This is a genomic window from Roseateles sp. (assembly GCF_047654785.1).
Classification (GTDB): Bacteria; Pseudomonadota; Gammaproteobacteria; order Burkholderiales; family Burkholderiaceae_C; genus Pelomonas.
On sequence record NZ_JASGKQ010000003.1, the window covers coordinates 1,535,560 to 1,560,372 of the forward strand.

A 24,813-nucleotide genomic window follows, 5' to 3' on the forward strand; every position below is an offset into this window, starting at 1 on the left:
ACGGCCATCCCCCTTACCTGTGGGGGGCGGGCTGGCCAGAATGCGTCCCGTCACGCGGCCACGAGCCGCCGCCTCCCCGAAGCCAACCGAAAGAAGGACTCCTCCGATGTTTGCCCGTTCCGCCATCGCCCTCGCCCTCGTCGCCGCAGCGTCCCTGGCCCATGCCGACGCCAAAGTCCTGAAGAAGGTGGCCCCGGAGTACCCCGGCGAGGCGATCAAGAAGAACATCACCGCCGGCAGCGTGCGCGCCAAGATGAACATCGCCGGCGACGGCAAGGTCTCGGGCGTCGAAGTGGTGGAAGCCGAACCCAAGCGCGTGTTCGACCGCGCCGCCGTCGACGCGCTGAGCCAGTGGAAGTTCGAAGGCACCGGCGCCGCGCAGACGCACGAGGTCAAGCTGGTGTTCAGGTCGGAAGACTGAACACGGCTGAACCGCCGTTCCGCATCACGCAGCAGGCCCGCATCGCGGGCCTGTTTCGTTGTTGGGAGGAGGGACGGCCGCCCTCCTGCGCCCCGCGCTCACAGCGCAAAGCGCAAAGCGCATTTCATTTCCTGGCACTGGGCGGCGCCTCCAGCGACGCCAGGATCGGGCAGTCCGGCCGGTCGTCGCCGTGGCAGCAGTCCACCAGGTGCGCGAGCGTGGCCTTCATGGCCTGCAGTTCCGCCAGCTTGGCTTCCAGCTCCTGGATGTGGGCCTGCGCCAGCGCCTTGACCTGGCGGCTGGGACGGCGGCGGTCCTGCCACAGGCCCAGCAGCTCGCGGATCTGCGCCAGCGAGAAGCCCAGGTCGCGCGACTGCCGGATGAAGCGCAGCGTCGCCACCTCGCCGTCGCCGTACTGGCGGTAGCCGGCCTCGGTGCGGGCGGCCTGCGGGAACAGGCCCAGGCTTTCGTAGTGCCGGATCATCTTGGCCGAGACCCCCGAGGCCGCGGCCGCCTGGCCGATGTTCATGCCGGCCTCCCGGGCCCGCCGTCCTGCGCCGCGCCGCGCCAGCGCCGCAGCAGTAGCGCGTTGGTGACCACGCTGACGCTGCTGAAGGCCATCGCCGCGCCGGCGATCACCGGGTTCAGCAGCCCGAGCGCCGCCAGCGGGATGCCCAGCACGTTGTAGGCGAAGGCCCAGAACAGGCCCTGCTTGATCTTGGCGTAGGTGCGCCGCGACACGTCGATCGCGTCCGCCACCAGCCGCAGGTCGCCGCGCATCAGCGTGATGCCGGCCGTCTCGGTGGCCACGTCGGCGCCGCCGGCCATCGCAAAGCCCACCGACGCCGCGGCCAGCGCCGGGCCGTCGTTCAGCCCGTCGCCGACGAAGGCGACCCGGCAGCCCTCGGCGCGCAGCTGCTGCACGACGGCGGCCTTGTCGCCCGGCAGCACCTCGGCGCGCACGTCGCTGATGCCCAGGTCCCGCGCCACGGCCTGCGCGGCGCCGCGGTTGTCGCCGGTCAGCATCAGCGTGCGCAGCCCCAGCGCATGCAGCCGCGCCACGGCCTGGCGCGCCGCGGGCCGCACCGTGTCGCCGAAGGCCAGCAGCCCGATCAGCCGCGCGGCCCCGCCGTCGCCCGGCCCCTCGCGCTCCATCAGCCAGGACACCGTGCGCCCCTCGTCCTGCAGGCGCTGCGCCTGCGCCGCCAGCGCGCCGGCCTCCACCCGCAGCTCCTGCAGCAGCCGCGTGCTGCCCAGCAGCAGCGCCCGGCCGCCCACGCGCCCCGCCACGCCGCGGCCCGGCAGCGCGCCGGCGTCCTCGGCCGGCACCACCGCCACGCCGGCGGCCTGCGCGGCCGCCAGCACCGCCAGCGCCAGCGGGTGCGAGCTGCCGGCCTGCAGCGCGGCCGCCAGCGCCAGCACCTCCTCGCGCGCCACGCCCGGGGCGGGCTCCGCGGCCGCCAGCGCCGGCCGGCCCTCGGTCAGCGTGCCGGTCTTGTCGAAGGCCACCACCTGCACCGCATGCGCCACCTCCAGCGCCTCGGCGTCCTTGATGAGGATGCCGTGGCGCGCGGCCACGCCGGTGCCGGCCATGATGGCCGTGGGCGTGGCCAGGCCCAGCGCGCACGGGCAGGCGATGACGAGCACCGCCACCGCGTTCATCAGCGCCTGCTCCCAAGGGCCGCCCCAGGCCAGCCAGCCCAGCAGCGTGGCCAGCGCGACGGCCAGCACCGCCGGCACGAACACGGCGCTGACGCGGTCCACCACGCGCTGGATGGGCGCCTTGGCCGCCTGCGCCGACTCGACCATGCGGATGATGCGCGCCAGCGTGGTCTCGGCGCCGATCGCCGTGGTGCGCACCAGCAGCAGGCCCTCGGCATTGATCGCGCCGCCCGTCACCCGGTCGCCCTCGCCCTTGGCCACGGGCAGGCTCTCGCCGGTGATCAGCGCCTCGTCCACGTGGCTGCGACCCTCGACGACCTCGCCATCCACCGCCACCCGGTCCCCCGGCCGCACGACGACCAGGTCGCCCACGGCCACCTGCTCGACGGGCAGCTCCACGTCGCCGCCGGCGCGCCGCACGCGGGCCGTCGTCGGCCGCAGCGCGTTCAGCGCGCGGATCGCATCGGCCGTCTGGCGCTTGGCGCGCTCTTCCAGCCACTTGCCCAGCAGCACCAGCGTGATGACGGCCGCCGAGGCCTCGAAATACAGGTGCGCATGCGGCCCGTGGGTCAGCAGCAGCCAGACCGACAGGCCGTAGGCCGACGAGGTGCCCAGCGCCACCAGCAGGTCCATGTTGCCGGTGCCGGCCCGCACCGCCCGCCAGCCGGCGCGGTAGAAACGCGCGCCAAGCCCGAACTGCACCGGCGTGGCCAGCGCCAGCTGCAGCCAGCCGTCCAGCATCGCGTGCAGGCCGAGCACCTGCAGCAGCATGGGCAGCACCAGCGGCAGCGTCAGCAGCCCGCCCACGGCCACCGGCCACCAGGGCGGCAGCGCGGCACCCGGCGCCGCCTGCCCCGCCGCCAACGCGCGCGCCGTGTAGCCGGCCTTCTGCACGGCCGCCTGCAGCGCGCCCACTGGCACCGCCGGCAGCGCCCGCACCGTCGCACGCCCGGTCGCCAGGTTGACCGCCGCGTCCACCACGCCCGGCACCTTCGCCAGCGCCTTCTCCACACGGGACACGCAGGACGCGCAGGTCATGCCCTCCACCTGCAGCTGCAGCTCGGCGATGGCGACGCCGTAGCCCGCCTGTCGCACCGCGTCCGCCAGCGCCTGCACCGCCACGGTCGGGCCGGCGCTGACGGCGGCCTCCTCGGTGGCCAGGTTGACGCTGGCGGACTGCACGCCCGCCACCGCCTGCAGCGCCCGCTCGACCCGCCCCGCGCAGGACGCGCAGCTCATGCCCGTGACGGGCAGCTTCAGGGTCTGGAGGGCGGGCGGCGTGGCGGCGTTCATGGGGATCCCGGTGTCTGTTTCAGCGACGGCGAGCCGCCATCGTCAGGCTTGCCACGGTGGCAAGGTCAAGCCGGCGCGCAGTAGACCATGCGCGCCGCCCGGGTTCGGCCGCCCGAGCCTTGACCTTGCCACGGGGGCAGGCCGGAGAGTCGCAGCCATCCCCACCCAGGAACTCAAACCATGATCAGCTTCCACCTTCCCCGCATGAGCTGCGGCGGCTGCGCCCGCGCCGTCACGGCCGCGCTGCACGCCGTGGACCCACAGGCGCGGGTGCAGGTCGACCTGGCGCAGCGCCGGGTGCAGCTGTCGCCCGACCGCGCGGACGCCGCCGCCTTCGCCGAGACCCTCGGCCGCGCCGGCCACCCGCCGCAGCCCCTGCCCGCCTGAGCCTGGGCGCGAGCCCGACTCAGCGCCGCTCATCGCGCGCGACGGCCTCGCGCAGCCCGGCCGGACGGGTGATGAACTGGTAGGACGCCACCGCGTCGGCCGGCCCGCCCGGCGGCGCGAACAGCGCGACCAGCACGGCATCGCCCTCGCGCCAGCCCACGCCGCCCCGGCCGACGACGGCCAGCCACCAGCGGCCGTCGATGAACACCGGCAGCCGGCGCGGGTCGGCGTTGGAGAACTGCGCCCGCATCGCGTCCAGCGCATGGCCGTCGGCGCCGAACAGCGGCAGCGCCAGGTTCGCGTCGCCCGCCGCGCCCTCCCCGGCCGGCGGCGCGGCGAGCGCCGCGAGCACGGCGGCATCCGGCGCCTGGCCGGCCGCGAACGGCCGGGCGTCCAGCGGCGCCTGCGCGGCGCGGTCCGCCTCATAGGCCTGGGCCAGCCGCTGCGCCACGGCCTGCCCGGCCTCGCAGACCCCGGCGCCGGGCCGGCAGAAGCGCGCTCCCGCCGCCATCGTGGCGTGCAGGCGCAGCGCCAGGCTGCACGATGCCCCCCAGCCGCGCGCCGTCCATGGGGCGATGCGGTACTCGCGGTCCGGGCTGGCCGGGGCCGGCGCGCCGCCGACGACCAGCGCCGGCCGCCCCACCACCCGGGCCGCCACGGCGCTACGGGTCATGCACAGCGCCTGGTCCGCCAGGTCGAACGGCGGCGCCAGCGCACGCACCGGCCGGCCCGGGCGCGCCTGCACCAGCACCAGCGACTGGCAGTTGCCCGTGCCGGCCACGTGCTCGACCAGGTAGACCGGCGTGCCCGGCAGGCGGCTGACGCCGACGGCCTCGTCCCCGGTCAGGCCGAGGCGCTCGCGCCAGCGCCGGTCGGCCACCAGCGCCCGCTCGGTGGGTGACGGCCGATGCCCCGCACCGGCACGAGCCGGCCGCAGCCACTGCGCCAGCGGCTCCGGCTGCGCCCAGGCGTCGGGCGGCAGCCGCCGCGCCTCGTCGGCCAGCCGCGTGCACAGCGACGGCGCCGCCGCCCAGGCCGCGCCGGCCGCCCACAACGCCAGCGCGAGGCCGGCCCGGATCCGTCTTCCCATTGCACCTCCCCGCCGTCCAGGACCATCGCCCATCGGCTTGGTCATTCTCAGGGATGCGACCGGGCATCGCTCCCGTCAGAAGCCCGACAGCACGATCTTGCCCACGGCCCGCCCGCTTTCGATCAACGCATGGGCGCGGCGCAGATGGGCGGCGTCGATGCGGCCGAGGTGCTCGCCCACGGTGCTGCGGAGCTGGCCCGCATCGACCAGCGCGGCCACCTCGGCCAGCAGCCGGCCCTGCTCGCCCATGTCTGCGGTCTGGTACAGCGCGCGCGTGAACATCAGCTCCCAGTGCAGCGAAATGGACTTGGACTTGAGCTTCATCACATCCAGGCCCTCCATGTCGTCGATGACGGCCAGTTGGCCCTGCGGCGCCAGCGCCTCGACGATCTGCGCATAGTGCTGCGGCGTCTGCGTCAGCGCCGCCACCATGTCCACGGCATCAATGCCGATGGCCCGCAACTGTGCCGCCAGCGGCTGCGCGTGGTCGATCACATCGTGCGCGCCGAGGTCCAGACACCACCGCCGCGATGCCGGGCGCGACGCCGTGGCGATGACCTTCAGGCGGGTGAGCCTGCGGGCGAGCTGGATCAGCATCGAACCCACGCCGCCCGCTCCGCCGATGACGAGCAGGCTCCGCCCTTCGTTGCCGTTCCTGGCCACCCGCAGGCGGTCGAACAGCAGTTCGCAGGCGGTGATGGCCGTCAGCGGCAACGCGGCGGCCTGCGCGTCGTCCAGCGACTGCGGCGCCTTGGCCACGATGCGTTCATCCACCACGTGCAGTTCGCTGTTGGCGCCGGCACGGTCGATGGCGCCAGCGTAGTAGACGCGGTCACCGACCTGGAACGACGAGACCGCAGAGCCCACCGCCTCGACCGTGCCCACCGCGTCCCACCCCAGCACCTTGAACGGACCCGCGGCCGGCGGCGAACTGCTGCGGACCTTGGTGTCCACCGGATTCACGGAGACCGCCCGCACGCGCACCAGCAGGTCGCGCGGCCCGGGCCGGGGAACGGGCAGCTCGATGTCCTGCAGGGACTCGGGATGCTCGATGGGCAGGGGCTGGCGGTAGCCGACGGCTTTCATGTTCAAGACCTTGGTGTGAAGAGAGTGCCGCCACTCTAGAAAGTCAATGCTTCATTGAGAATGGAGAAAAGGAAAGAATAATTTCAAATGAAGATTGGAAATATGTCGGACCTGCAGGTACTGATCCAGACCGCGCGCACCGGCAGCCTCACCGGGGCAGCCGAGGTGATGGCGGTCACTCCCGCAGCCGCCAGCGCCATGCTCAAGCGGCTGGAGGGGCAACTGGGCGTGCGGCTCTTCGAGCGCTCCACCCGTGCCATGCGCCTCACGGCCCCGGGCCAGACGCTGCTGGACTACGCCGGCCGCGCCTTCGACCTGGTGGCCGAGGGCGAAGCGCAGGCCACCGCGGACCACGCGGCGCTGGTGGGCGCGCTGCGCGTGGCCGCGCCGTCCGACCTGACGCGCAGCGTGCTGTTGCCTTGGCTCGACGAATTCCTGCGCACCCACCCGGGCGTGCAACTGGTGCTGTCGGTGGGCGACCGCCCGCTCGACGTGGTGCGCGACGAGGTCGATGTCGCCATCCGCTACGGCGCGCTGGCGGATTCCCGGCTCGTGGCACGGCCGCTGGCCAAGACCCGCCCGATCGTCAGCGCCTCGCCCGCCTATCTTGCCCGCCACCCGGCGCCACAAACGCCGCTGGACCTGCAGCGGCACAACTGCCTGATCTTCGATCGCGGCGGCCGGCCCTTCAGGCGTTGGCGTTTTCAGCGCGATGGCCAGTGGACCGAGGTGCGGGTAGCCGGCGACCGGCGGGTCGACGACGCCTCGCTGGCCCGGGCCTGGGCCGTGGCGGGCGCCGGCATCCTGCTGAAGTCGCCCATCGACCAGCAGGCCGAACTGGCCCGCGGCGACCTGGTACCGCTGCTGCAGGACTGGCAGGCCGAGGCCTACCCACTGCACGCGCTGCTGCCCAGCGGCCGCTTCGTGCCCGCCCGCGTGCGCGCGCTGGTGGACTTTCTCGCGGTGAAATTCGCGGCGATGGCCGAGGCGCGGGCCGCGCCGGCGGAAGCGTCGAAGCCCGACGGCGCTCCCTTCGGCCCCGGAGCGGCAGCAGGGACTCCCCACCGGGCGCGGGCATCCTGATGCGCTCAATGAGCGTATCATCCAGCGCCCTCCCCCCCCGCTGCACCCGCGATCGGAGCCCCGCGACCGGCCCATGAACACCCCGAAACCTCACACCCCTCCGCCCGACGCCATCCGCCAGGCCCGCCTGGCGGCGGGGCTCACGCAGTCGGAGGCCGCCGACCTGGTTCGGTCGTCTCTGCGCGGGTGGCAGCAATGGGAGGCCGGGGACCGGGCGATGCCGCCCGGCCTGTTCGAGCTGTTCATGCTCAAGACCGGCCAATGGCCGTTCGAGGGCAGGGCCGCGCACTGAACAGGACGGGCAGATAAGGCGCCAAGCCGTCGATTCAAATGGACAAACAAGACTTCTCAGCGCACACGCCCATGATGCAGCAGTATCTAGGCCTGAAGGCGGACTTCCCCGACACGCTGCTGCTCTACCGCATGGGGGACTTCTACGAGGTCTTCTACGACGACGCCCGCAAGTGCCATGCGCTGCTGGACATCACGCTGACGACGCGCGGCCAGAGCGCCGGCCAGCCGGTCGTCATGGCCGGCGTGCCGGTGCATGCGCTGGAGAGCTACCTCGCCAAGCTCATCAAGCTGGGCGAGGCGGTGGCCATCGCCGAGCAGGTCGGCGAGGTCGGCGCGGGCAAAGGACCGGTGGAGCGCAAGGTGGTGCGCGTCGTCACGCCGGGCACGATCACCGACACCGAGTTGCTGGCCGACAAGCAGGACGCCGTGCTGCTGGCCGTCTCCGGCCACGGCCGCCGGCACGGCCTGGCGTGGCTGTCGCTGACGCAGGGCGAGATCGGCCTGGCCGAGTGCAGCGACACGGAACTGCCCGGCTGGCTCGCGCGGCTGATGCCGGCCGAGGTGCTGGTGAACCGCGAGCAGCAGCCGGCCGGTGTCATGCGCGCGCGGTTCCCGGTGACGAACCGGCCGGGCTGGCAGTTCGACGGCGCGTTGGGCCAGCGCAAGCTGTGCGAGCAGCTCGGCGTCGCCGGCCTGCAAGGCTTCAACGCGCAAGAACTGGCCCAGGCCCATGCGGCGGCGAGCGCGCTGCTGGCCTTCGCCGAGCACACGCAGGGCCGGGCGCTCGCGCACGTGCGCTCGCTGCGCGTGCAGCGCGCCAGCGACCTGCTCGACCTGCCGCCCGCGACGCAGCGCAACCTGGAACTGGTGCAGACGCTGCGCGGCGAGCCCGCGCCGACGCTGTTCTCGCTGCTCGACAGCTGCAAGAGCGGCATGGGCAGCCGCACGCTGCGCCAGTGGCTGCTGACGCCGAAGCGCGATCGCGCCGAGGCCGTCGCGCGGCACGACGCGATCGCGGCGCTGCACGCGGCAGGCTTCGAGCCGCTGCGCGAGGCGCTGAAGTCCGTCAGCGACGTGGAGCGCATCTCGGCCCGCATCGCGCTGCGCCAGGTGCGCCCGCGCGAACTGACCGGCCTGCGCGCGACGCTGCAGGCGCTGCCGCAACTCCGCGCCGCCACGCCCGCCTCGCTGCACGACGAGACGCTGGACCCGCCGCCCGCCATCCTCGACCTGCTGGCGCGCGCCATTGCCGCCGAGCCCGCGCCGCTGCCGCGCGATGGCGGCGTCATCGCCGACGGCTTCGACGCCGAACTGGACGAGCTGCGCGGCATCCAGCAGAACTGCGACGGCTTTCTGCTCGACCTCGAAACCCGCGAGCGCGCCCGCACCGGCATCGCCAACCTGCGCGTGCAGTTCAACCGCGTGCATGGCTTCTACATCGAGGTGACCAGCAGCGGCCTGGACAAGGTGCCGATGGACTACCAGCGCCGCCAGACGCTGAAGAACGCCGAGCGCTTCATCACGCCGGAGCTGAAGGCCTTCGAGGACAAGGCGCTGTCCGCCAACGAGCGCGCGCTGGCGCGCGAGAAGCTGCTGTACGAGCAGCTCATCGACACGCTGATCGGCCAGTTGGCGCCGCTGACCGCGCTGGGCCGCACGCTGGCCGCGCTGGACGCGCTGGCCGCGCTGGCCGAGCGCGCCGCGACGCTGGGCTGGTGCCGGCCCGAGTTCGTCGCCCAGCCCTGTCTGGAGATCGAGGCCGGCCGCCACCCGGTCGTGCAGGCGCGGCTGGCCGAGACGGGCGGCGCCGAGTTCATGCCCAACGACTGCCGGCTCGACGCGCGCACGCGCATGCTGGTCATCACCGGCCCGAACATGGGCGGCAAGAGCACCTTCATGCGCCAGGTCGCGCTGATCGCGCTGCTGGCGGCGATGGGCAGCTACGTGCCGGCCACCAGTTGCCGCCTCGGCCCGATGGACGCCATCCACACCCGCATCGGCGCGGCGGACGACCTCGCCAACGCGCAGTCCACCTTCATGCTGGAGATGACCGAGGGCGCGGCCATCCTGCACGCGGCGACCGAGCAGTCGCTGGTGCTGATGGACGAGATCGGGCGCGGCACCTCCACCTTCGACGGTCTGGCGCTCGCCTCGGCCATCGCCAGCCACCTGCACGACAAGACGCGCGCGTTCACGCTGTTCGCAACGCACTATTTCGAGCTGACCGAGTTCCCGGCCAAGCATGCGATGGCGCAGAACTGGCATGTCGGCGCGGTGGAAAGCGGCGAGGACATCGTCTTCCTGCACGAACTGCAGCCCGGCCCGGCCAGCCGCAGCTACGGCGTGCAGGTCGCCAAGCTCGCGGGCATGCCCGCCAGCCTCGTGCGCCAGGCGCGCGCGACGCTGGAAGCCTTGGAAGCGCGGCAGAACGCGGCGGACGACCAGTTCGACCTCTTCGCCGCACCACCCGCGCCGCCGCCGGCCGCCGAGCCGAGCGCGCTGCTGCGGGCGCTGGCCCAGGTCGATCCCGACGCGCTGTCGCCGCGCGAGGCGCTGGATGCGCTCTACCGCTTGAAGCAGCTGGCGTCGCTATGAAGATCCTGGTCTTCTCGCACGCCAACAGCTTCCCGGCCGGCTGCTACCGCGTGCTGTTCGAGCGCTGGCGCGCGGCCGGCTGGCGCGTCGAGGCGCTGGACCGCTTCGGGCACGACCCGCGCTTCCCGGTCACCGGCGACTGGCGCCGGCTGCGCGACCAGCTGCTCCACTTCATCGAGCACGAGGTGCGGCCGGTCGGCCCGGTCGTGCTGGCGGGCCACTCGCTGGGCGGCATGCTCAGCCTGATGGCCGCCTGTCACCGGCCGGAGCTGGCCCGCCGCGTGGTGATGCTGGATTCGCCCGTCATCGCCGGACTGAAGGCCGCCGCCATCGCGATGGCCAAGACGACCGGCCTGATGCACCGCTTCCCGCCGTCGCGCATCGCCCGCGAGCGCCGCCACAGCTGGCCCGACCGCGACGCGGTGCAGGCCCACTTCGCCGCCAAGCAGGCCTTCGCCCGCTGGGACCGGCGCGTGCTGGCCGACTATGTGCAGGCCGGCTTCGAGGAGGCCGGCGGCCGGGTGCGGCTGCGCTTCACGCGCGAGGTCGAGGCGCACATCTACCGCACGCTGCCCCACCACCTGCCGCTGCTGCTGCGCCTGCGCCCGCCGCAATGCCCGGTGGCCTTCGTCGGCGGCACGCGCTCGGCGGAGCTGCGCCAGGCCGGCGCGGCGGCGTCCCGCAAGCTGGCCGGCGCGCACTGGCGCTGGATGGAGGGCTCGCACCTCTACCCCTTCGAGAAGCCCGAGCAAACCGCGGACCTGGTGCTGGAGCTGCTGGCCTGATCCGCCGGCCGGCCCACCGGCGAGGGGCACGTACAATCTCGATTTCCCACCACAGCAGCCTGTTCTGGGCTGCTGCAAGACATGACCAAATACGTCTTCGTCACCGGCGGTGTGGTGTCCTCCTTGGGCAAGGGCATCGCGTCGGCCTCCCTGGCTGCCATCCTCGAATCGCGCGGCCTCAACGTCACCCTGATCAAGCTGGACCCGTACATCAACGTGGACCCCGGCACGATGTCGCCCTTCCAGCACGGCGAGGTGTTCGTCACCGACGACGGCGCCGAGACCGACCTCGACCTGGGCCACTACGAGCGCTTCATCACGACGCGCATGAAGAAGGCCAACAACTTCACCACCGGCCAGATCTACAAGTCCGTGCTGGAGAAGGAACGCCGCGGCGACTACCTCGGCAAGACGGTGCAGGTGATCCCGCACATCACCAACGAGATCCAGGAATACATCAAGCGCGGCGCCGAGGGCGTGGACGTGGCCATCGTCGAGATCGGCGGCACGGTGGGCGACATCGAGTCCCTGCCCTTCCTGGAGGCCGTGCGCCAGATGAGCCTGCGCGCCGGCCCGACGAACACGGCCTTCGTGCACCTGACCTACGTGCCCTGGATCGCCGCCGCCGGCGAGCTGAAGACCAAGCCGACGCAACACACGGTGCAGAAGCTGCGCGAGATCGGCATCCAGCCCGACGCGCTGCTGTGCCGCGCCGACCGCCGCATCCCCGACGACGAGCGCGAGAAGATCTCGCTGTTCACGAACGTGCCCGAGTACGGCGTGATCTCGATGTGGGACGTGAACACCATCTACAAGGTGCCGCGCGTGCTGCACGAGCAGGGGCTGGACCAGCTCATCTGCACCAAGCTCCAGCTCAACACCAAGAGCACCGACCTGAAGCGCTGGGACACCCTCGTCCACGAGGTCGAGAACCCGAAGGAGCAGGTCACCATCGCGATGTGCGGCAAGTACACCGACCTGTCGGACTCCTACAAATCGCTCAACGAGGCGCTGCGCCACGCCGGCATCCACAACCATGCGGGCGTGAAGATCGAGTACGTGGACAGCGAGACGCTGACGCCCGAGACGGTCGGCACGCTGAGCGCCTATGACGCCATCCTCGTGCCCGGCGGCTTCGGCAAGCGCGGCGTGGAGGGCAAGATCCTCGCCGCGCAATACGCCCGCGAGCACAAGCTGCCCTACCTCGGCATCTGCCTGGGCATGCAGGTGGCCACCATCGAGTACGCGCGCCACATGGCCGGCCTGGAAGGCGCCAACTCCACCGAGTTCGACCCCGCCACGCCCCACCCCGTCATCGCGCTGATCGACGAGTGGCAGGACGCCGACGGCAGCATCCAGAAGCGCGACGCCAACTCCGACCTCGGCGGCACGATGCGCCTGGGCGCGCAGAGCTCCGACGTGAAGGCCGGCACGCTGGCCCACGACATCTACGGCCCCGTCGTCACCGAGCGCCACCGCCACCGCTACGAGGCCAACGAGCACTACCTCGACCGGCTGCAGCAGGCCGGCCTCGTCATCTCCGCGATCACGCAGCGCGAGAAGCTGACCGAGATGGTCGAACTGCCGCGCGAGGTCCACCCCTGGTTCGTCGGCGTGCAGTTCCACCCCGAGTTCAAGTCGACGCCCTGGGGCGGCCATCCGCTGTTCACGGCCTTCATCAAGGCGGCGCTGGACCACAAGCACGAAAAATGAGCCCCTCGCCCAGTCTTGCGCCGGCTGCACGCCGGCAATCCTGGTCGGTCCCCCTGGGGGACGGCGATGCTCGCGGCATCGAGCCGCGAGCACATCGCCAGACGGGCCGGCTTGGGGCGGCCCGGCGCTCGGCCCGCAATAGAAATGGACGAATGAAATGAAGCTCTGCGGATTCGAGGTCGGCATCGACCGGCCCTTCTTCCTGATCGCCGGCACCTGTTCCATCGAGGGGCTGGAACTGACGCTGGACGTGGCCGGCCGCCTGAAGGAAGCCTGCGCGGCCCTCGGCATCCCGCTGATCTACAAGGGCTCGTTCGACAAGGCCAACCGCTCCTCCGGCACAGCCAAGCGCGGCGTCGGCATGGAGGCCGGGCTGAAGATCCTCGACGAGGTGCGCCGCCAGACCGGCCTGCCCATCCTGACCGACGTGCACGACGCCGCCCAGGTGGCCGAGGTCGCCAGCGTCGTGGACGTGCTGCAGACCCCGGCCTTCCTGTGCCGCCAGACCGACTTCATCCGCGCCGTCGCGCAGAGCGGCAAGCCGGTCAACATCAAGAAGGGCCAGTTCCTCGCGCCCTGGGACATGAAGAACGTCATCGACAAGGCGCGCGCGGCGGCGAAGGAAAAGGGCCTGCCCGAGGACAGCTTCCTCGCCTGCGAGCGCGGCGTCTGCTTCGGCTACAACAACCTCGTCGCCGACATGACCAGCCTGGCCGAGATGCGCAACAGCGGCGCGCCGGTGGTGTTCGACGTGACCCACTCGGTGCAGAAGCCCGGCGGCCTCGGCGGCGCCAGCGGCGGCGCGCGCGAGATGGTGCCGGTGCTGGCCCGTGCCGGCGTGGGCGCGGGCGTGGCCGGGCTGTTCATGGAGACGCACCCCAATCCCGCCGAGGCCTTCAGCGACGGCCCGAACGCCGTGCCGCTGAAGCACATGAAGGCGCTGCTGGCGCAACTCGTCGCGCTCGACCGCGTCGTCAAGCAGCAGCCCCTGTTAGAGAACGACTTTTCCTGCTGAGACCATGGCCGCCTACATCCTTGCCGACGTGACCGTCACCGACCCCGAGCAGATGGCCAAGTACCGCGAATGGAGCACCAAGGCCATGCAGGAGCACGGCGCCGAGGTGCTGGTGCGCGGCGGCGAGCCCGAGGTGCTGGAAGGCCCCTGGGCGCCGACACGCCTCGTGCTGATGCGCTTCGCCGACCGCGCCGCCGCCAAGGCCTTCTACGAATCCCAGACCTACCAGCACGCCCGCGCGCTGCGCCGCGACGCCGGCGTCATGCGCATGGTGGTCGCCGACGGCGTTTGACGGCTGTTGTGACGCGGTAACGCCCGCTTGGCACACTGCCCGCGCCCCGAGTTTTTTCACTTCCTGGAGACCGAAGAATGAGTGCCATCGTTGACATCGTCGGCCGAGAGATCCTCGACAGCCGCGGCAACCCCACCGTCGAATGCGACGTGCTGCTGGAGTCCGGCGTCATGGGCCGTGCGGCCGTGCCGTCCGGCGCGTCCACCGGCAGCCGCGAGGCCATCGAGCTGCGCGACGGCGACAAGGCCCGCTACCTGGGCAAGGGCGTGCTCAAGGCCGTCGAGCACATCAACACCGAGATCTCCGAGGCCGTGCTGGGCCTGGATGCCTCCGAGCAGGCCTTCCTCGACAAGACGCTGATCGACCTCGACGGCACCGACAACAAGAGCCGCCTGGGCGCCAACGCGATGCTGGCCGTGTCGATGGCCGTGGCCCGCGCGGCGGCGGAAGAGTCCGGCCTGCCGCTGTACCGCTACTTCGGCGGCATGAACGGCTGCCAGCTGCCGGTGCCGATGATGAACGTCATCAACGGCGGCGCGCACGCCAACAACTCGCTGGACCTGCAGGAGCTGATGATCATCCCCGTGGGCGCGCCGAGCTTCCGCGAGGCGCTGCGCTGGGGCGCCGAGGTGTTCCACGCGCTGAAGAAGATCCTGCACGACAAGGGCATCTCCACCGCCGTCGGCGACGAGGGCGGCTTCGCGCCCAGCGTCGAGAGCCACGAGGCCGCGATCCAGCTGATCCTGCAGGCCATCGACAAGGCCGGCTACACGGCCGGCGAGCAGATCGCGCTGGGCCTGGACTGCGCCGCCAGCGAGTTCCACAAGGACGGCAAGTACGTGCTCGAAGGCGAAGGCGGCATCTCGCTGACCGCGCAGGAATGGACCGCGATGCTGGCCACCTGGGTCGACAAATACCCCATCATCTCCATCGAGGACGGCATGGCCGAGGGCGACTGGGACGGCTGGAAGCACCTCACCGAGGTGCTGGGCCAGAAGGTGCAGCTGGTGGGCGACGACCTGTTCGTCACCAACACCAAGATCCTGCAGGAAGGCATCGACAAGGGCATCGCCAACTCCATCCTGATCAAGATCAACCAGATCGGCACGCTGACCGAAACCTTCGCCGCCATCGAGATGGCCAAGCGCGCCGGCTACACGGCCGTGATCTCGCACCGCTCGGGCGAGACCGAGGACAACACCATCGCCGACATCGCCGTCGGCCTGAACGCCGGCCAGATCAAGACCGGCTCGCTGTCGCGCTCGGACCGCATGGCCAAGTACAACCAGCTGCTGCGCATCGAGGAAGACCTCGGCGACGTCGCCGTCTACCCCGGCCGCGCGGCGTTCTACAACCTGAAGTGACCTCGCTGGCAGCCCCTGCCATGCGGGCCGAGCGCCGGGCCGCTCCCAAGCCGGCCCGCGCTGGCGATGCGCTCGCGGCTCGCGGCCGCGAGCATTGCCGTCCCCTCGGGGGACCGACCAGACTCGCCCGCGTTCAGCGGGGCGAGGCTGGGCGAGGGGCACCATGAAAGCGCTTGGTTTGCTGCTGGCGGTGTTCCTGATCGCCATCCAGGCCCAGCTCTGGGTGGGCCGGGGCAGCCTGCCCTATGTGGCCCACCTCCGGGAGGAAGTGGCCGCCGCGCGCGCCGACAACGACCGCGCGCGCGTGCACAACGACCAGTTGCAGGCCGAGCTGCGCGACCTGCGCGAGGGCCTGGAGATGGTCGAGGAGAAGGCCCGCTTCGAGCTGGGCATGATCAAGGCGGACGAGGTGTTCGTGCCGCAGTCGCCGCGCACGGTGCTGCCGGGCGCGTCCGCCAGCGACGCCGCGCCGCGCTGATGCTGGCCGCCGCCTGGGCCGCGCTGCTGGCGCCGGCCTTCACCGCGCTGGGCAGCCCTGTCTCGTGGCTGGAGCTGGTCGCCTTCGTGCTCGCCGTGTGGATGGTGGTCTGCAACATGCGGGTCCACCTGCTCGCCTGGCCGCTGGCGCTGCTCAGCTCGCTGATGTATTTCGCGCTGTTCTGGGACGGCAAGCTCTACGGCGAGGCTGGGCTGCAGCTCGTGTTCGCCGCGCTGGCGCTGTGGGGTTGGTGGCAGTGGCGCTTCGGCCGCACGTGCGGCGGCGAGGCGCTGACGGTGCGCCGCCTGGGGCTGCGCGGCCTGGTGCGGCCCGTGCTGCTGGCGCTGGCCGCCTGGCCGCTGCTGGGCCTGTTCCTGGACCGCGCCACCGACAGCCCGCTGCCCTACTGGGACGCCTTCCCGACGGTCGCCAGCCTGCTGGGCCAGTGGCTGCTGGCGCGCAAGTACGAGGAGAACTGGCCGACCTGGATCGTCGTCAACGCGGTCAGCGTCGTGCTGTTCGGCCTGAAGGGCTACTGGCTGACCGTCATCCTCTACGCCGGCTTCATCCCGATGAGCGTCATCGGCTGGCGCGCCTGGAAACGCAGGTGACCCTGAATCCGGCAGTTGGGCATGCCCGGGGGGCTGGCGAGGCGGGCCGCTGGCAAGGCGCGCCGACGAAGTGGGCTGATGCCCACGAGGAGAAGCAACGCCGCCAGCGGCCCGCAGCGCCAGACCAGCGGGCATGCAGCGCTGCTCACCGAAGTGCTGATCTCCGCATGGGCGACAAGGTGTTGAAACATCAGGGCTTTCGATGAAGGGCAAGCGGTCAACTGCCGGACTCAGGGTGACACGCCGGATCGCGCTGCTCGGCGCCGAGTGCACCGGCAAGTCCACGCTGGCCGAGGCGCTCGCCGCGCACTTCGGCGCCGGCTTGGTCGCCGAGTACCTGCGCGAATGGTGCGACGCCCACGGCCGCACGCCGCAGCGCCACGAGCAGGCCCACATCGCCGCCGAGCAGGCCGCGCGCATCGAGGCCGCGGCGCAACGGCATGAACTGGTCATCTGCGACACCACGCCGCTGATCACCGCGCTGTGCAGCGAGCACTACTTCGGAGACGCCTCGCTGACGGCCGAGGCCATCGCCTTCCAGCGCCGCTGCGAGCTGACGCTGCTGTGCGCCCCGGACCTGCCCTGGCAGGCCGACGGCATCCAGCGCGACGGCCCCGGCGTGCGCGCGGCGTTCGACGCACGGCTGCGCGCGGCGCTGGCGGCGGGCGGCCTGCGCTGGGTCGACATCGCCGGCAGCGACGACCAGCGGCTGGCGGCCGCCATCGCCGCGCTGAACTACTGCAGCCCGCCGCCCGCCGCCTGCGCGCCCGGCGCGAACAGCGCGCCCACGTCCACCGCGTCGAAGCGGTAGTGGCGGCCGCAGAAGTCGCAGCCGATCTCGATCTCGCCGCGCTCGGCCAGCACCGATTCGGCCTCCTCGACGCCCAGGCCGCGCAGCATCTGCGACACGCGCTCGCGCGAGCAGGTGCAGGCGAAACGCGGCGCCTGGGGTTCGAAGCGGGTCAGCGTCTCCTCCCAGAACAGCCGGCGCAGCACGGTGTCGGCGTCCAGCGTCAGCAGTTCCTCGGCGCTCAGCGTGCCGGCCAGGAGGGCGATGCGGTTGAAGGCCTCGGACAGCTCCTCGCGGCGCTGCTCGCCGAGGTTGTTCTCGCCCTCCACCGGCAGCCGCTGGATCAGCAGGCCGGCGGCGATCCCGCCGTTGGCGGCCAGCACGAGCCGCGTCTCGAGCTGCTCGGACTGGCGCATGTACTGCTCCAGCACCTCGGACAGCCGCGACAGCGGTGCGCCGCCGGCATCGCTCAGCGGCACCACGCCCTGGTAGGGCTGCTGGCCGGGCAGCTTGTCGCGCGGGTCCAGCGTGATCGCGCAGCGGCCCTGGCCCTGCCGGTTGAGCAGGTCGGCGAGCGACGCGCCCGGCGCCACCGCGCCGACGCACTTGGCCGTCGCGCGGAAGGCCAGGTCGGGCTGCGCCTCGGCCACGGCCAGCTTGACCGGGCCGTCGCCCATCACCTGCAGCACCAGCGCGCCGTTGAACTTGATGTTGGCCTGCATCAGCACGGCCGCGGCGCTCATCTCGCCGAGCAGGTCGCGCAGCTCCGCCGGGTACTCGCTGCCGGGCTCGCGGCGCGACAGCATCTCCTGCCAGGCGCCGGTCAGCCGCACCAGCATGCCGCGCACCGGCAGGCCGTCGAACAGGAATTTGTGCAGCTCAGACATGGCGCGCCCCGTCCGGCGAGTCCGCCGGACCGTCCCCCGTGGGGATGGCGGCCCGGCGCTCTGCCTGCCCGCCGGCCTTCACGTTTCTCATCGCTTCATCCAATCTTCTTCAGGCCCGCCGCATACCGGCGGCCGTTGTTGACGTAGTGGGCGGCGCTGGCCTTGAGTCCGGCGACCTGCGCCTCGCTCAGCTCGCGCACCGCCTTGGCCGGCGCGCCGACGATGAGGCTGCGGTCGGGGAACACCTTGCCCTCGGTGACCAGCGCGCCGGCGCCGACGATGCAGTGGCGGCCGATGCGCGCGCCGTTCAGAACCACGGCGCCGATGCCGACCAGGCTTTCGTCGCCGATGGTGCAGCCGTGCAGCATCACCTGGTGGCCCACGGTCACGTTCTCGCCGATCACCAGCGGCGCGCCGTGGTCGGCGTGCAGCACCGAGCCGTCCTGGATGTTGCTGCCGGCGCCGATGGTCAGCGTGTCGCTGTCGCCGCGCAGCACCGCGTTGAACCAGACGCTGACGCCCTCGCCCAGCGTCACGCGGCCGATGACCTCGGCGCTTTCCGCCACCCAGGCCGTGTCGGCCACGTCGGGCAGGTGTTCGTCGAGCTGGTAGATCGCCATCGCATGGCCCCTCGTTGTCGGCCCCATGGGCGAAGACCCCGATTTTATGGGGGCATGCAGCGGGCCCCGGCGGCCGGCCCGGTGCTCAAATGGCCGCCCCCGCTGCCTGGCCCGACGATGCGACGACGCCTCCTGCTCCCCGGTCTGCTGCTGCCCGGCCACCTGGCCGCGCAGGCCGTGCAGGCCGCGCCGCTGGTGGTCACGCTGCGCCAGCCCGAGAGCGGCACCGACCCGCGCCAGGCCTACGACCATGCCGTCATCCGCCTCGCGCTGGACAAGACGCTGGCCAGCCACGGCCCGTACCGGCTGGAGCTGGCGCCGGCCATGAACATCCAGCGCGCCCTGGTCAGCGCGGCGCAGCGCCGCCATCCCAATTTCCTGGTCGTCACCGGCCCCGATCCGGCGCGCACCGCGGCCGGCCTGGTGCCGGTCCGCTTTCCGCTGCACCTGGGCGCCGTCGGCTACCGCGTCTGCTTCGTCTCGCCGCAGGCCCGCGATGCCGTCGCGCAGGCACGCACGCTGGATGCGCTGCGGCGCTTCCGCATCGTCCAGGGCGACGGCTGGGCAGACGGCGCCATCCTGCGCGCCAACGGCTTCCGCGTCGAGGAGGTGCCCAGCTACGAGGCGATGTTCAGGATGGTCGCCCAGGGCCGCGTGGACCTGTTCTGCCGCAGCGTGCTGGAGGTGCGCAACGAGGCGCTGGCGCATGCCGACCTGCCGGCGCTGACGCTGGACCGCAGCTTCGCGCTGGTCTACGACCTGCCGCAGTTCTTCTACACGCACCAGAGCAACCGGCAGCTCGTGGAGCGGCTGACGGCGGGCCTGGCCGCGGCCCATGCCGACGGCTCGCTGCTGGCGCTGTTCCGCGCCCACATGCGCGCCTCGCTGCGCTATGCGGACCTGCCGTCGCGGCGGCTGTTCCGCCTGGCCACGCCACCGGTCGAGGGCCTGGACTTCGACCACCGGCGCTACGACCTGGACCTGGCGCGCGAGCTGCATTGACGACAATGCGGGCGCCATGGAAGCCCGCTCCCGCGCCCTCGCCGCGCTGCTCATCGCCGATCCCCTTGCCAAAGCCGCCGCCGCCCAGGCGCTGCACGCCGATGCCGGCCCGCTGGACCCGGCGGCCGCCATCGCCGGGCCCGACGGCGGCGTGCCCGGCCGGCCCGCGCGGCCGCGGCTGGTCGCCCACACCGCGCTCAAGCCCCCGCCGCTGTCCACGCCTGCGGGCGTCGCCGCGCTGGTGCATGCCATCGCGCACATCGAGTTCAACGCGATCAACCTCGCGCTGGACATCTGCTGGCGCTTCGCCGGCCTGCCCACCGAGTTCTACCGCGACTGGCTGCGCATCGCGTCGGAGGAGGCCACGCACTTCACGCTGCTGCGCGAGCACCTGCGCGGGCTGGGCTTCGACTACGGCGACTTCGACGCCCACAACGCGCTGTGGGACATGGCCGAACGCACCCGGCACGACGTGCTGGCCCGCGTCGCGCTGGTGCCGCGCACGCTGGAAGCGCGCGGGCTGGACGCCTCGCCCGCCGTGCGCGCCAAGCTCGTCGGCGCGGGCGACCGGCGCGCGGGCGAGATCCTGGACCTGATCCTGCGCGACGAGATCGGCCACGTGGCAGCCGGCAACCGCTGGTTCCGCTTCCTGTGCGCGCAGCGCGGGCTGGAGCCGCTGGCCGCCTACGCCGAGCTGGCCGCGCGCCACCAGGCGCCCCGGCTGCGCGCGCCCTTCAACCTCGCGGCGCGCCGCGCGGCCGGCTTCGACGACGCGGAACTCGCCGCGCTGCAGCGGCCATGACGCGCATGTCGCGCGCGCAGGCCAACCTGCTGCTGACCCTGGTCGCGCTGATCTGGGGCTCGGCCTTCGTCGCGCAGAGCCAGGCGATGGCGCACGTCGGCCCGATGCTGTTCACCGGCGTGCGCTTCCTGGTCGGCGCGCTCGTCGTGCTGCCGCTGGCGCTGCTGGAGTGGCGGCGCCTGGCGCGCGCCGGCCGCACGCCGTCGCGCACCGACGCCGCGCACATCGGCCTGCTGGGCCTGCTGATGACGGCGGGCGCGGCCATGCAGCAGGTGGGCCTCCAGACCACCAGCGTCACCAACGCCGGCTTCCTGACGGCGCTGTACGTGCCGCTGGTGCCCGTGCTGGCCTGGGCGCTGCTGCGGCAACTGGCGCACTGGTCGGTGTGGCCGGCGGCGGCGGGCTGCCTGGCGGGCGCCTTCCTGCTGTCCGGCGCGCACGAGCTGCGCCTGGCGCCGGGCGACCTGTGGGTGGTCGGCTCGGCGCTGCCCTGGGCCCTGCACGTGCTGATGGTGGGCCGCTGGGCCGACCGCATGGCCGCGCCCTTCCTCGTCGCCTGCGGCCAGTTCGTGGTCTGCGGCCTGCTGTCGCTGGCGGCCGCCGCCGCCCTGGAGCCGCTGGCCTGGGCCGGCCTGCGGGCCGCGGCGGGGCCCATCGCCTATGCCGGCGTGCTGTCGGTGGGCATCGCCTTCACCGCGCAGGTCGTCGCGCAGCGCTACGCGCATGCGGCGGACGCCGCCATCATCCTGTCGGCCGAGACGCTGTTCGCCGCCGCCTTCGGCCACGCGTTGCTCGGCGAGCGGCTGGATGCCGCCGGCCTGGCCGGCTGCGCGCTGCTGCTGGCCGGCCTGCTGCTCGTGCAGCTCGCGCCGCTCGTTGCCAGGCGCCGACAGCCGCTGGCGGCGCAACGCTGACCCACCCGTCAAAATCCATCCCCGCCCTTCCCCATCCTTCCGCCAGGAGCCCCCGCATGAGCGCAGACGTTTCCAGACTCGATGCCTACTGGATGCCCTTCACGGCCAACCGCCAGTTCAAGCAGGCGCCGCGCCTGCTGACCCAGGCCGACGGCATGTATTTCCGCGACGACAAGGGCCGCCAGGTGCTGGACGGCATCGCCGGCCTGTGGTGCGTGAACGCCGGCCACAACCGGCCCCGGATCGTCAAGGCCATCCAGGAGCAGGCCGCCGAGCTGGACTTCGCGCCGCCCTTCCAGATGGGCCACCCCAAGGCCTTCGAGCTGGCCGAGCGGCTGGCGCAGGTCGCACCCCCGGGCATGAACCGGGTGTTCTTCACCAACTCCGGCTCCGAGTCGGTGGAGACGGCGCTGAAGATGGCCCTCGCCTACCACCGCGTGCGCGGCGAGGCCAGCCGCACCCGGCTCATCGGCCGCGAGCGCGCCTACCACGGCGTCAACTTCGGCGGCATCTCGGTGGGCGGCATGGTCGCCAACCGCAAGATGTTCGGCACGCTGCTGGCCGGCGTGGACCACATCCGCCACACGCACGACCCGGCGCGCAACGCCTTCTCGGTCGGCGTCCCGCCGCATGGCGCCGAGTTCGCCGACGACCTGGAGCGCCTGGTGGCGCTGCACGACGCATCGACCATCGCCGCCGTCATCGTCGAGCCCGTGGCCGGCTCCACCGGCGTGCTGATCCCGCCGGCCGGCTACCTGCAGCGCCTGCGCGACATCTGCGACCGCCACGGCATCCTGCTGATCTTCGACGAGGTCATCACCGGCTTCGGCCGCACCGGCAACCCGTTCGGCGCGCAGACCTTCGGCGTCACGCCCGACCTGATGACGACGGCCAAGGGCATCACCAACGGCTGCGTGCCCATGGGCGCGGTGTTCGCGCAGCAGAAGATCCACGACGCCTTCATGACCGGGCCCGAGCACCTGATCGAGTTCTTCCACGGCTACACCTACTCGGCCCACCCGCTGGCCTGCGCGGCCGGCCTGGCCACGCTGGACACCTACGCCGACGACGGCCTGCTGACCCGCGCGGCCGCGCTGCAGGACGAGTTCGGGCGCGCGCTGCACTCGCTGCGCGACGAGCCCAACGTCATCGACGTGCGCAACATCGGCCTGATCGGCGGCATCGAGCTGAAGCCGCTGGACGGCCAGCCCGCCAAGCGCGCGTTCGACATCTTCCTGGACTGCTGGGAGCAGGGCCTGCTGATCCGCACGACGGGCGACACCATCGCGCTGTCGCCGCCGCTCATCATCGAAGGCAGCCACATCGAACGCATCATCGAGACGCTGCGCGCCGCGCTGCGCCGCGCCGCCTGACCCCCCCCACCGCGCGCCCGGGCCGCCTGCTGCGGCCGGGCGCCCCCCAAGGATTCCCATGAAGTCGCTCGCCCGCTGCGCGCTGGCCGCCAGCCTGACGCTGGCCGCTCTGCCCGGCCTCGCCCAGACCCTCACCTACCTCGGCCAGCAGGTCCTGCGGCCGGACACGAGCTTCGGCGGCCTGCCGGTGGGCGGGCTGTCCAGCCTCGACCACGTCGCCGCCACCGGCCACTACCTGGCCGTCTGCGACGACCGCAGCAGCCTGGCCCCCGCGCGCTTCTACGAGCTGGCGCTGGACCTCCGCCAGTTCCGCCGCGCCGCCGACCCCGGCGATGCCGGCGTGCGCGTGGTGGCGATGACCTCGCTGCTGGATGCCGACGGCCAGCCCTTCGGCCGCAACCGGGTCGACCCCGAGGGCCTGCGCCTGGACGCCCGGCGCCAGCTCATCTACTGGAGCAACGAGGGCCAGCGCACGTCGGCCGGCCTGCAGAACCCGACGCTGCGCCGCATGCACCCCGACGGCCGGCCGGCCGGCGAGTTCCCCGTGCCCGAGCACTTCGACCCCGCCGGCAGCGCCGGCGGCCTGGCGGCCGGCGACCGGGGCATCTACAACAACCTCTCGTTCGAGAGCGTGGCCATCACGCCCGACGGCCAGACCGTCTGGACCCTGACCGAGAACGCGCTGACGCAGGACGACCTGCCCACGACGGTGGCGCACGGCAGCCGCGCGCGCATGCTGTCGTTCGACCTGGACAGCGGCCGCCCCGGCGCGGAGTACGTCTACGAGGTCGGCCCCGTGCCCGTCCCGCCGGCGCGCGAGGGCGGGTTCGCCACCAACGGCGTGGCGGACCTGCTGGCGCTGTCGGCCACCGAGTTCATCGCCATCGAGCGCGCCTACGCCGCGGGCGCGGCCACGCCCGGCACATCCCCGCGCACCGGGCGGCCCACCGGCAACACCATCCGGCTCTACCGCATCGACACGCGCGGCGCCACCGACGTGTCCGGCTGGCCCAGCCTCAAGGGCCGTGACCTGGTGCCCGTCCGCCGCACGCTGCTGCTGGACCTGTCCACGCTGCGCAACGACGACGGCAGCGTGCTTGCGCTGGACAACATCGAGGGCATCAGCTTCGGCCCGCTGCTGGACGGCAAGCGCACGCTGGTGCTGCTGTCCGACAACAACTTCAACCCGAACCAGTTCACGCAGCTCATCGCGCTGCGCATCGACGGCCCGCTGCCTTGAGAACCTGCCGCGCCCCTGCCGATACGATGGCGGCATGAGCAGTCCGCCCACCCACCTCCGCATCCACCAGTTCGCCGGCCTGCGGCCCGGCCCCCGCCTCCTCGTCACCGGCGCCGTGCACGGCAACGAGGTCCACGGCACCCGGGCCATGGCCGAGATCATCCGCCAGCTCGATGCCGGCGAGCTGGTGCTGCGGCGCGGCACGCTGACGCTGGTGCCCGTCGTCAACCCGCTGGCCTACCGGCTCGACCGCCGCGAGGGGGACCGCAACCTCAACCGCAACCTGCGCCCGCCGGCCGTGGTGCACGACTTCGAGGACCGCATCGCCCGCGTGCTGTGCCCGCTGCTCGGCCAGCACGACGGCCTGCTGGACCTGCACAGCTTCCAGGGCCAGGGCCCGGCCTTCGCGATGATCGGCCCGCGCAACAACGACGGCGACCTGGAGCCGTTCTCGCAGGAGGCCACCGAGTCCGCCGTCGCGGCGGCGCTGGGCGTGGGTCGCATCGTCGAGGGCTGGCTGTCCACCTATGCGCTGGGCCTGCAGCGCCGCCAGCAGCGCGAGCACGACGGCTCGCGCCGCGCCGCGCTCACCAGCGACCCGCACTACGGCGTCGGCACCACCGAGTACATGCGCTCCACCGGCGGCTGGGCCATCACGCTGGAATGCGGCCAGCACCTGGACCCGGCCGGCCCCGAGGTGGCGCGGCGCGCCATCCTGCGCACGCTGGTGCTGCTGGGCATGCTGGACGACGGCGCCGTCGAGCCGCACCGCCCCGCGCAGCCGCCGGAGCTGCTGCAGCTCTACGAGGTCATCGACCGCGAGGACGCGGGCGACTCGTTCGAGCGCGAGTGGGCCAGCTTCGACGCCGTCGCGCAGGGCCAGCGCATCGGCACCCGCGCCAGCGGCGAGGCCGTGCTGGCGCCCAGCGGCGGCCGCATCGTGTTCCCGAACGTCAAGTCGCCGCCCGGGACGGAATGGTTCTACCTCGCGCGGCCGAGCGACCGCCGGCTCTGAG

Annotated in this window: 25 protein-coding genes; 19 read left to right on the forward strand and 6 right to left on the reverse strand. The window is 72.5% G+C overall.

The genetic code is table 11. The annotated features are described in order from the left end of the window. The first annotated feature begins 106 nt into the window (after positions 1 to 106). Positions 107 to 421 (forward strand): energy transducer TonB, encoded by a 315-nt coding sequence (locus tag QM788_RS16035; protein ID WP_415662460.1) that lies wholly within the window; start codon positions 107 to 109, stop codon positions 419 to 421. A gap of 124 nt (positions 422 to 545) precedes the next feature. Here the strand turns inward: QM788_RS16035 and cueR are convergent, their stop codons facing one another. Beyond that, positions 546 to 950, reverse strand: coding sequence for a Cu(I)-responsive transcriptional regulator (cueR, locus tag QM788_RS16040; protein ID WP_415662461.1), 405 nt, complete (start codon positions 948 to 950; stop codon positions 546 to 548). Further along, positions 947 to 3,376, reverse strand: coding sequence for a heavy metal translocating P-type ATPase (locus tag QM788_RS16045; RefSeq protein WP_415662462.1), 2,430 nt, complete (start codon positions 3,374 to 3,376; stop codon positions 947 to 949). Before QM788_RS16045 ends, cueR begins: the two co-directional genes overlap by 4 nt. A 180-nt stretch (positions 3,377 to 3,556) precedes the next feature. On the opposite strand from QM788_RS16045, the gene QM788_RS16050 reads away from it, so the two are divergent. Further along, positions 3,557 to 3,763 (forward strand): heavy-metal-associated domain-containing protein, encoded by a 207-nt coding sequence (locus QM788_RS16050; protein WP_415662463.1) that lies wholly within the window; start codon positions 3,557 to 3,559, stop codon positions 3,761 to 3,763. A 19-nt stretch (positions 3,764 to 3,782) separates the two neighbouring features. Here the strand turns inward: QM788_RS16050 and QM788_RS16055 are convergent, their stop codons facing one another. After that, on the reverse strand, positions 3,783 to 4,853 hold the full coding sequence (locus QM788_RS16055) for a hypothetical protein (protein WP_415662464.1): 1,071 nt from the start codon (positions 4,851 to 4,853) through the stop codon (positions 3,783 to 3,785). 75 nt (positions 4,854 to 4,928) lie between these two features. Then, positions 4,929 to 5,939: a zinc-binding alcohol dehydrogenase family protein gene (locus tag QM788_RS16060; protein ID WP_415662465.1), complete on the reverse strand. Its 1,011-nt coding sequence runs from the start codon at positions 5,937 to 5,939 to the stop codon at positions 4,929 to 4,931. An 87-nt stretch (positions 5,940 to 6,026) separates the two neighbouring features. Between QM788_RS16060 and QM788_RS16065 the strand changes: the two genes are divergently transcribed. The 11 genes from QM788_RS16065 to QM788_RS16115 all read left to right on the forward strand — a co-directional run bounded on the left by QM788_RS16065 (position 6,027) and on the right by QM788_RS16115 (position 16,980). Continuing rightward, positions 6,027 to 7,022, forward strand: coding sequence for a LysR family transcriptional regulator (locus QM788_RS16065; protein ID WP_415662466.1), 996 nt, complete (start codon positions 6,027 to 6,029; stop codon positions 7,020 to 7,022). Between the two features lie 73 nt (positions 7,023 to 7,095). Continuing rightward, positions 7,096 to 7,314 (forward strand): XRE family transcriptional regulator, encoded by a 219-nt coding sequence (locus QM788_RS16070; protein WP_415662467.1) that lies wholly within the window; start codon positions 7,096 to 7,098, stop codon positions 7,312 to 7,314. A 38-nt stretch (positions 7,315 to 7,352) separates the two neighbouring features. Further along, positions 7,353 to 9,911 carry a DNA mismatch repair protein MutS gene (mutS, locus tag QM788_RS16075; protein WP_415662468.1) on the forward strand — a complete coding sequence of 853 codons (2,559 nt, stop codon included), beginning with the start codon at positions 7,353 to 7,355 and terminating at the stop codon, positions 9,909 to 9,911. Beyond that, positions 9,908 to 10,696 (forward strand): alpha/beta fold hydrolase, encoded by a 789-nt coding sequence (locus QM788_RS16080; RefSeq protein ID WP_415662469.1) that lies wholly within the window; start codon positions 9,908 to 9,910, stop codon positions 10,694 to 10,696. Before mutS ends, QM788_RS16080 begins: the two co-directional genes overlap by 4 nt. Positions 10,697 to 10,777: 81 nt before the next feature. Beyond that, entirely contained in the window at positions 10,778 to 12,409 is a 1,632-nt protein-coding gene (locus tag QM788_RS16085; RefSeq protein ID WP_415662470.1) for a CTP synthase, read from the forward strand. 157 nt (positions 12,410 to 12,566) lie between these two features. After that, positions 12,567 to 13,424, forward strand: a complete 858-nt coding sequence (kdsA, locus tag QM788_RS16090) for a 3-deoxy-8-phosphooctulonate synthase (RefSeq protein ID WP_415662471.1) — start codon at positions 12,567 to 12,569, stop codon at positions 13,422 to 13,424. Between the two features lie 4 nt (positions 13,425 to 13,428). Beyond that, positions 13,429 to 13,716: a DUF1330 domain-containing protein gene (locus QM788_RS16095; protein WP_415662472.1), complete on the forward strand. Its 288-nt coding sequence runs from the start codon at positions 13,429 to 13,431 to the stop codon at positions 13,714 to 13,716. A gap of 77 nt (positions 13,717 to 13,793) precedes the next feature. Continuing rightward, the gene (gene eno / locus QM788_RS16100; RefSeq protein ID WP_415662473.1) at positions 13,794 to 15,080 is read left to right on the forward strand and encodes a phosphopyruvate hydratase; all 1,287 of its coding nucleotides are present in this window, start codon (positions 13,794 to 13,796) and stop codon (positions 15,078 to 15,080) included. A gap of 163 nt (positions 15,081 to 15,243) precedes the next feature. Then, the gene (locus QM788_RS16105; protein WP_415662474.1) at positions 15,244 to 15,558 is read left to right on the forward strand and encodes a septum formation initiator family protein; all 315 of its coding nucleotides are present in this window, start codon (positions 15,244 to 15,246) and stop codon (positions 15,556 to 15,558) included. Beyond that, positions 15,558 to 16,169 carry a nicotinamide riboside transporter PnuC gene (gene pnuC, locus QM788_RS16110; RefSeq protein ID WP_415662475.1) on the forward strand — a complete coding sequence of 204 codons (612 nt, stop codon included), beginning with the start codon at positions 15,558 to 15,560 and terminating at the stop codon, positions 16,167 to 16,169. The genes QM788_RS16105 and pnuC overlap by 1 nt, the downstream gene beginning before the upstream one ends. 235 nt (positions 16,170 to 16,404) lie before the next feature. After that, complete coding sequence (locus QM788_RS16115) at positions 16,405 to 16,980, forward strand: AAA family ATPase (protein WP_415662476.1); 576 nt, start codon at positions 16,405 to 16,407, stop codon at positions 16,978 to 16,980. Here the strand turns inward: QM788_RS16115 and QM788_RS16120 are convergent. Continuing rightward, positions 16,905 to 17,846, reverse strand: coding sequence for an Hsp33 family molecular chaperone HslO (locus tag QM788_RS16120; protein ID WP_415662477.1), 942 nt, complete (start codon positions 17,844 to 17,846; stop codon positions 16,905 to 16,907). The two genes, QM788_RS16115 and QM788_RS16120, sit on opposite strands and share 76 nt — an antisense overlap. A gap of 95 nt (positions 17,847 to 17,941) precedes the next feature. Further along, positions 17,942 to 18,466 carry a gamma carbonic anhydrase family protein gene (locus QM788_RS16125; RefSeq protein ID WP_415662478.1) on the reverse strand — a complete coding sequence of 175 codons (525 nt, stop codon included), beginning with the start codon at positions 18,464 to 18,466 and terminating at the stop codon, positions 17,942 to 17,944. 117 nt (positions 18,467 to 18,583) lie between these two features. On the opposite strand from QM788_RS16125, the gene QM788_RS16130 reads away from it, so the two are divergent. Genes QM788_RS16130 through QM788_RS16155 form a run of 6 tightly spaced genes read left to right on the forward strand, consistent with a single transcriptional unit; the run spans position 18,584 to position 24,812 of the window. Continuing rightward, the gene (locus QM788_RS16130; RefSeq protein WP_415662479.1) at positions 18,584 to 19,468 is read left to right on the forward strand and encodes a hypothetical protein; all 885 of its coding nucleotides are present in this window, start codon (positions 18,584 to 18,586) and stop codon (positions 19,466 to 19,468) included. Positions 19,469 to 19,484: 16 nt separating this feature from the next. Further along, the gene (locus tag QM788_RS16135; protein ID WP_415662480.1) at positions 19,485 to 20,270 is read left to right on the forward strand and encodes a ferritin-like domain-containing protein; all 786 of its coding nucleotides are present in this window, start codon (positions 19,485 to 19,487) and stop codon (positions 20,268 to 20,270) included. Continuing rightward, positions 20,267 to 21,184 (forward strand): DMT family transporter, encoded by a 918-nt coding sequence (locus tag QM788_RS16140; protein ID WP_415662481.1) that lies wholly within the window; start codon positions 20,267 to 20,269, stop codon positions 21,182 to 21,184. The genes QM788_RS16135 and QM788_RS16140 overlap by 4 nt, the downstream gene beginning before the upstream one ends. A gap of 56 nt (positions 21,185 to 21,240) precedes the next feature. Further along, complete coding sequence (locus QM788_RS16145) at positions 21,241 to 22,557, forward strand: aspartate aminotransferase family protein (RefSeq protein ID WP_415662482.1); 1,317 nt, start codon at positions 21,241 to 21,243, stop codon at positions 22,555 to 22,557. 58 nt (positions 22,558 to 22,615) lie between these two features. Continuing rightward, entirely contained in the window at positions 22,616 to 23,797 is a 1,182-nt protein-coding gene (locus tag QM788_RS16150) for an esterase-like activity of phytase family protein (RefSeq protein ID WP_415662483.1), read from the forward strand. A gap of 34 nt (positions 23,798 to 23,831) precedes the next feature. Beyond that, complete coding sequence (locus QM788_RS16155; protein WP_415662484.1) at positions 23,832 to 24,812, forward strand: succinylglutamate desuccinylase/aspartoacylase family protein; 981 nt, start codon at positions 23,832 to 23,834, stop codon at positions 24,810 to 24,812. Position 24,813 lies beyond the last annotated feature (1 nt).

Coding starts and splice junctions, on each gene's coding strand:
- QM788_RS16035 (WP_415662460.1), top strand. CDS start 107: ATGTTTGCCCGTTCCGCCATCGCCCTCGCCCTCGTCGCCGCAGCGTCC.
- cueR (WP_415662461.1), bottom strand. CDS start 950: ATGAACATCGGCCAGGCGGCCGCGGCCTCGGGGGTCTCGGCCAAGATG.
- QM788_RS16045 (WP_415662462.1), bottom strand. CDS start 3,376: ATGAACGCCGCCACGCCGCCCGCCCTCCAGACCCTGAAGCTGCCCGTC.
- QM788_RS16050 (WP_415662463.1), top strand. CDS start 3,557: ATGATCAGCTTCCACCTTCCCCGCATGAGCTGCGGCGGCTGCGCCCGC.
- QM788_RS16055 (WP_415662464.1), bottom strand. CDS start 4,853: ATGGGAAGACGGATCCGGGCCGGCCTCGCGCTGGCGTTGTGGGCGGCC.
- QM788_RS16060 (WP_415662465.1), bottom strand. CDS start 5,939: ATGAAAGCCGTCGGCTACCGCCAGCCCCTGCCCATCGAGCATCCCGAG.
- QM788_RS16065 (WP_415662466.1), top strand. CDS start 6,027: ATGAAGATTGGAAATATGTCGGACCTGCAGGTACTGATCCAGACCGCG.
- QM788_RS16070 (WP_415662467.1), top strand. CDS start 7,096: ATGAACACCCCGAAACCTCACACCCCTCCGCCCGACGCCATCCGCCAG.
- mutS (WP_415662468.1), top strand. CDS start 7,353: ATGGACAAACAAGACTTCTCAGCGCACACGCCCATGATGCAGCAGTAT.
- QM788_RS16080 (WP_415662469.1), top strand. CDS start 9,908: ATGAAGATCCTGGTCTTCTCGCACGCCAACAGCTTCCCGGCCGGCTGC.
- QM788_RS16085 (WP_415662470.1), top strand. CDS start 10,778: ATGACCAAATACGTCTTCGTCACCGGCGGTGTGGTGTCCTCCTTGGGC.
- kdsA (WP_415662471.1), top strand. CDS start 12,567: ATGAAGCTCTGCGGATTCGAGGTCGGCATCGACCGGCCCTTCTTCCTG.
- QM788_RS16095 (WP_415662472.1), top strand. CDS start 13,429: ATGGCCGCCTACATCCTTGCCGACGTGACCGTCACCGACCCCGAGCAG.
- eno (WP_415662473.1), top strand. CDS start 13,794: ATGAGTGCCATCGTTGACATCGTCGGCCGAGAGATCCTCGACAGCCGC.
- QM788_RS16105 (WP_415662474.1), top strand. CDS start 15,244: ATGAAAGCGCTTGGTTTGCTGCTGGCGGTGTTCCTGATCGCCATCCAG.
- pnuC (WP_415662475.1), top strand. CDS start 15,558: ATGCTGGCCGCCGCCTGGGCCGCGCTGCTGGCGCCGGCCTTCACCGCG.
- QM788_RS16120 (WP_415662477.1), bottom strand. CDS start 17,846: ATGTCTGAGCTGCACAAATTCCTGTTCGACGGCCTGCCGGTGCGCGGC.
- QM788_RS16125 (WP_415662478.1), bottom strand. CDS start 18,466: ATGGCGATCTACCAGCTCGACGAACACCTGCCCGACGTGGCCGACACG.
- QM788_RS16130 (WP_415662479.1), top strand. CDS start 18,584: ATGCGACGACGCCTCCTGCTCCCCGGTCTGCTGCTGCCCGGCCACCTG.
- QM788_RS16135 (WP_415662480.1), top strand. CDS start 19,485: ATGGAAGCCCGCTCCCGCGCCCTCGCCGCGCTGCTCATCGCCGATCCC.
- QM788_RS16140 (WP_415662481.1), top strand. CDS start 20,267: ATGACGCGCATGTCGCGCGCGCAGGCCAACCTGCTGCTGACCCTGGTC.
- QM788_RS16145 (WP_415662482.1), top strand. CDS start 21,241: ATGAGCGCAGACGTTTCCAGACTCGATGCCTACTGGATGCCCTTCACG.
- QM788_RS16150 (WP_415662483.1), top strand. CDS start 22,616: ATGAAGTCGCTCGCCCGCTGCGCGCTGGCCGCCAGCCTGACGCTGGCC.
- QM788_RS16155 (WP_415662484.1), top strand. CDS start 23,832: ATGAGCAGTCCGCCCACCCACCTCCGCATCCACCAGTTCGCCGGCCTG.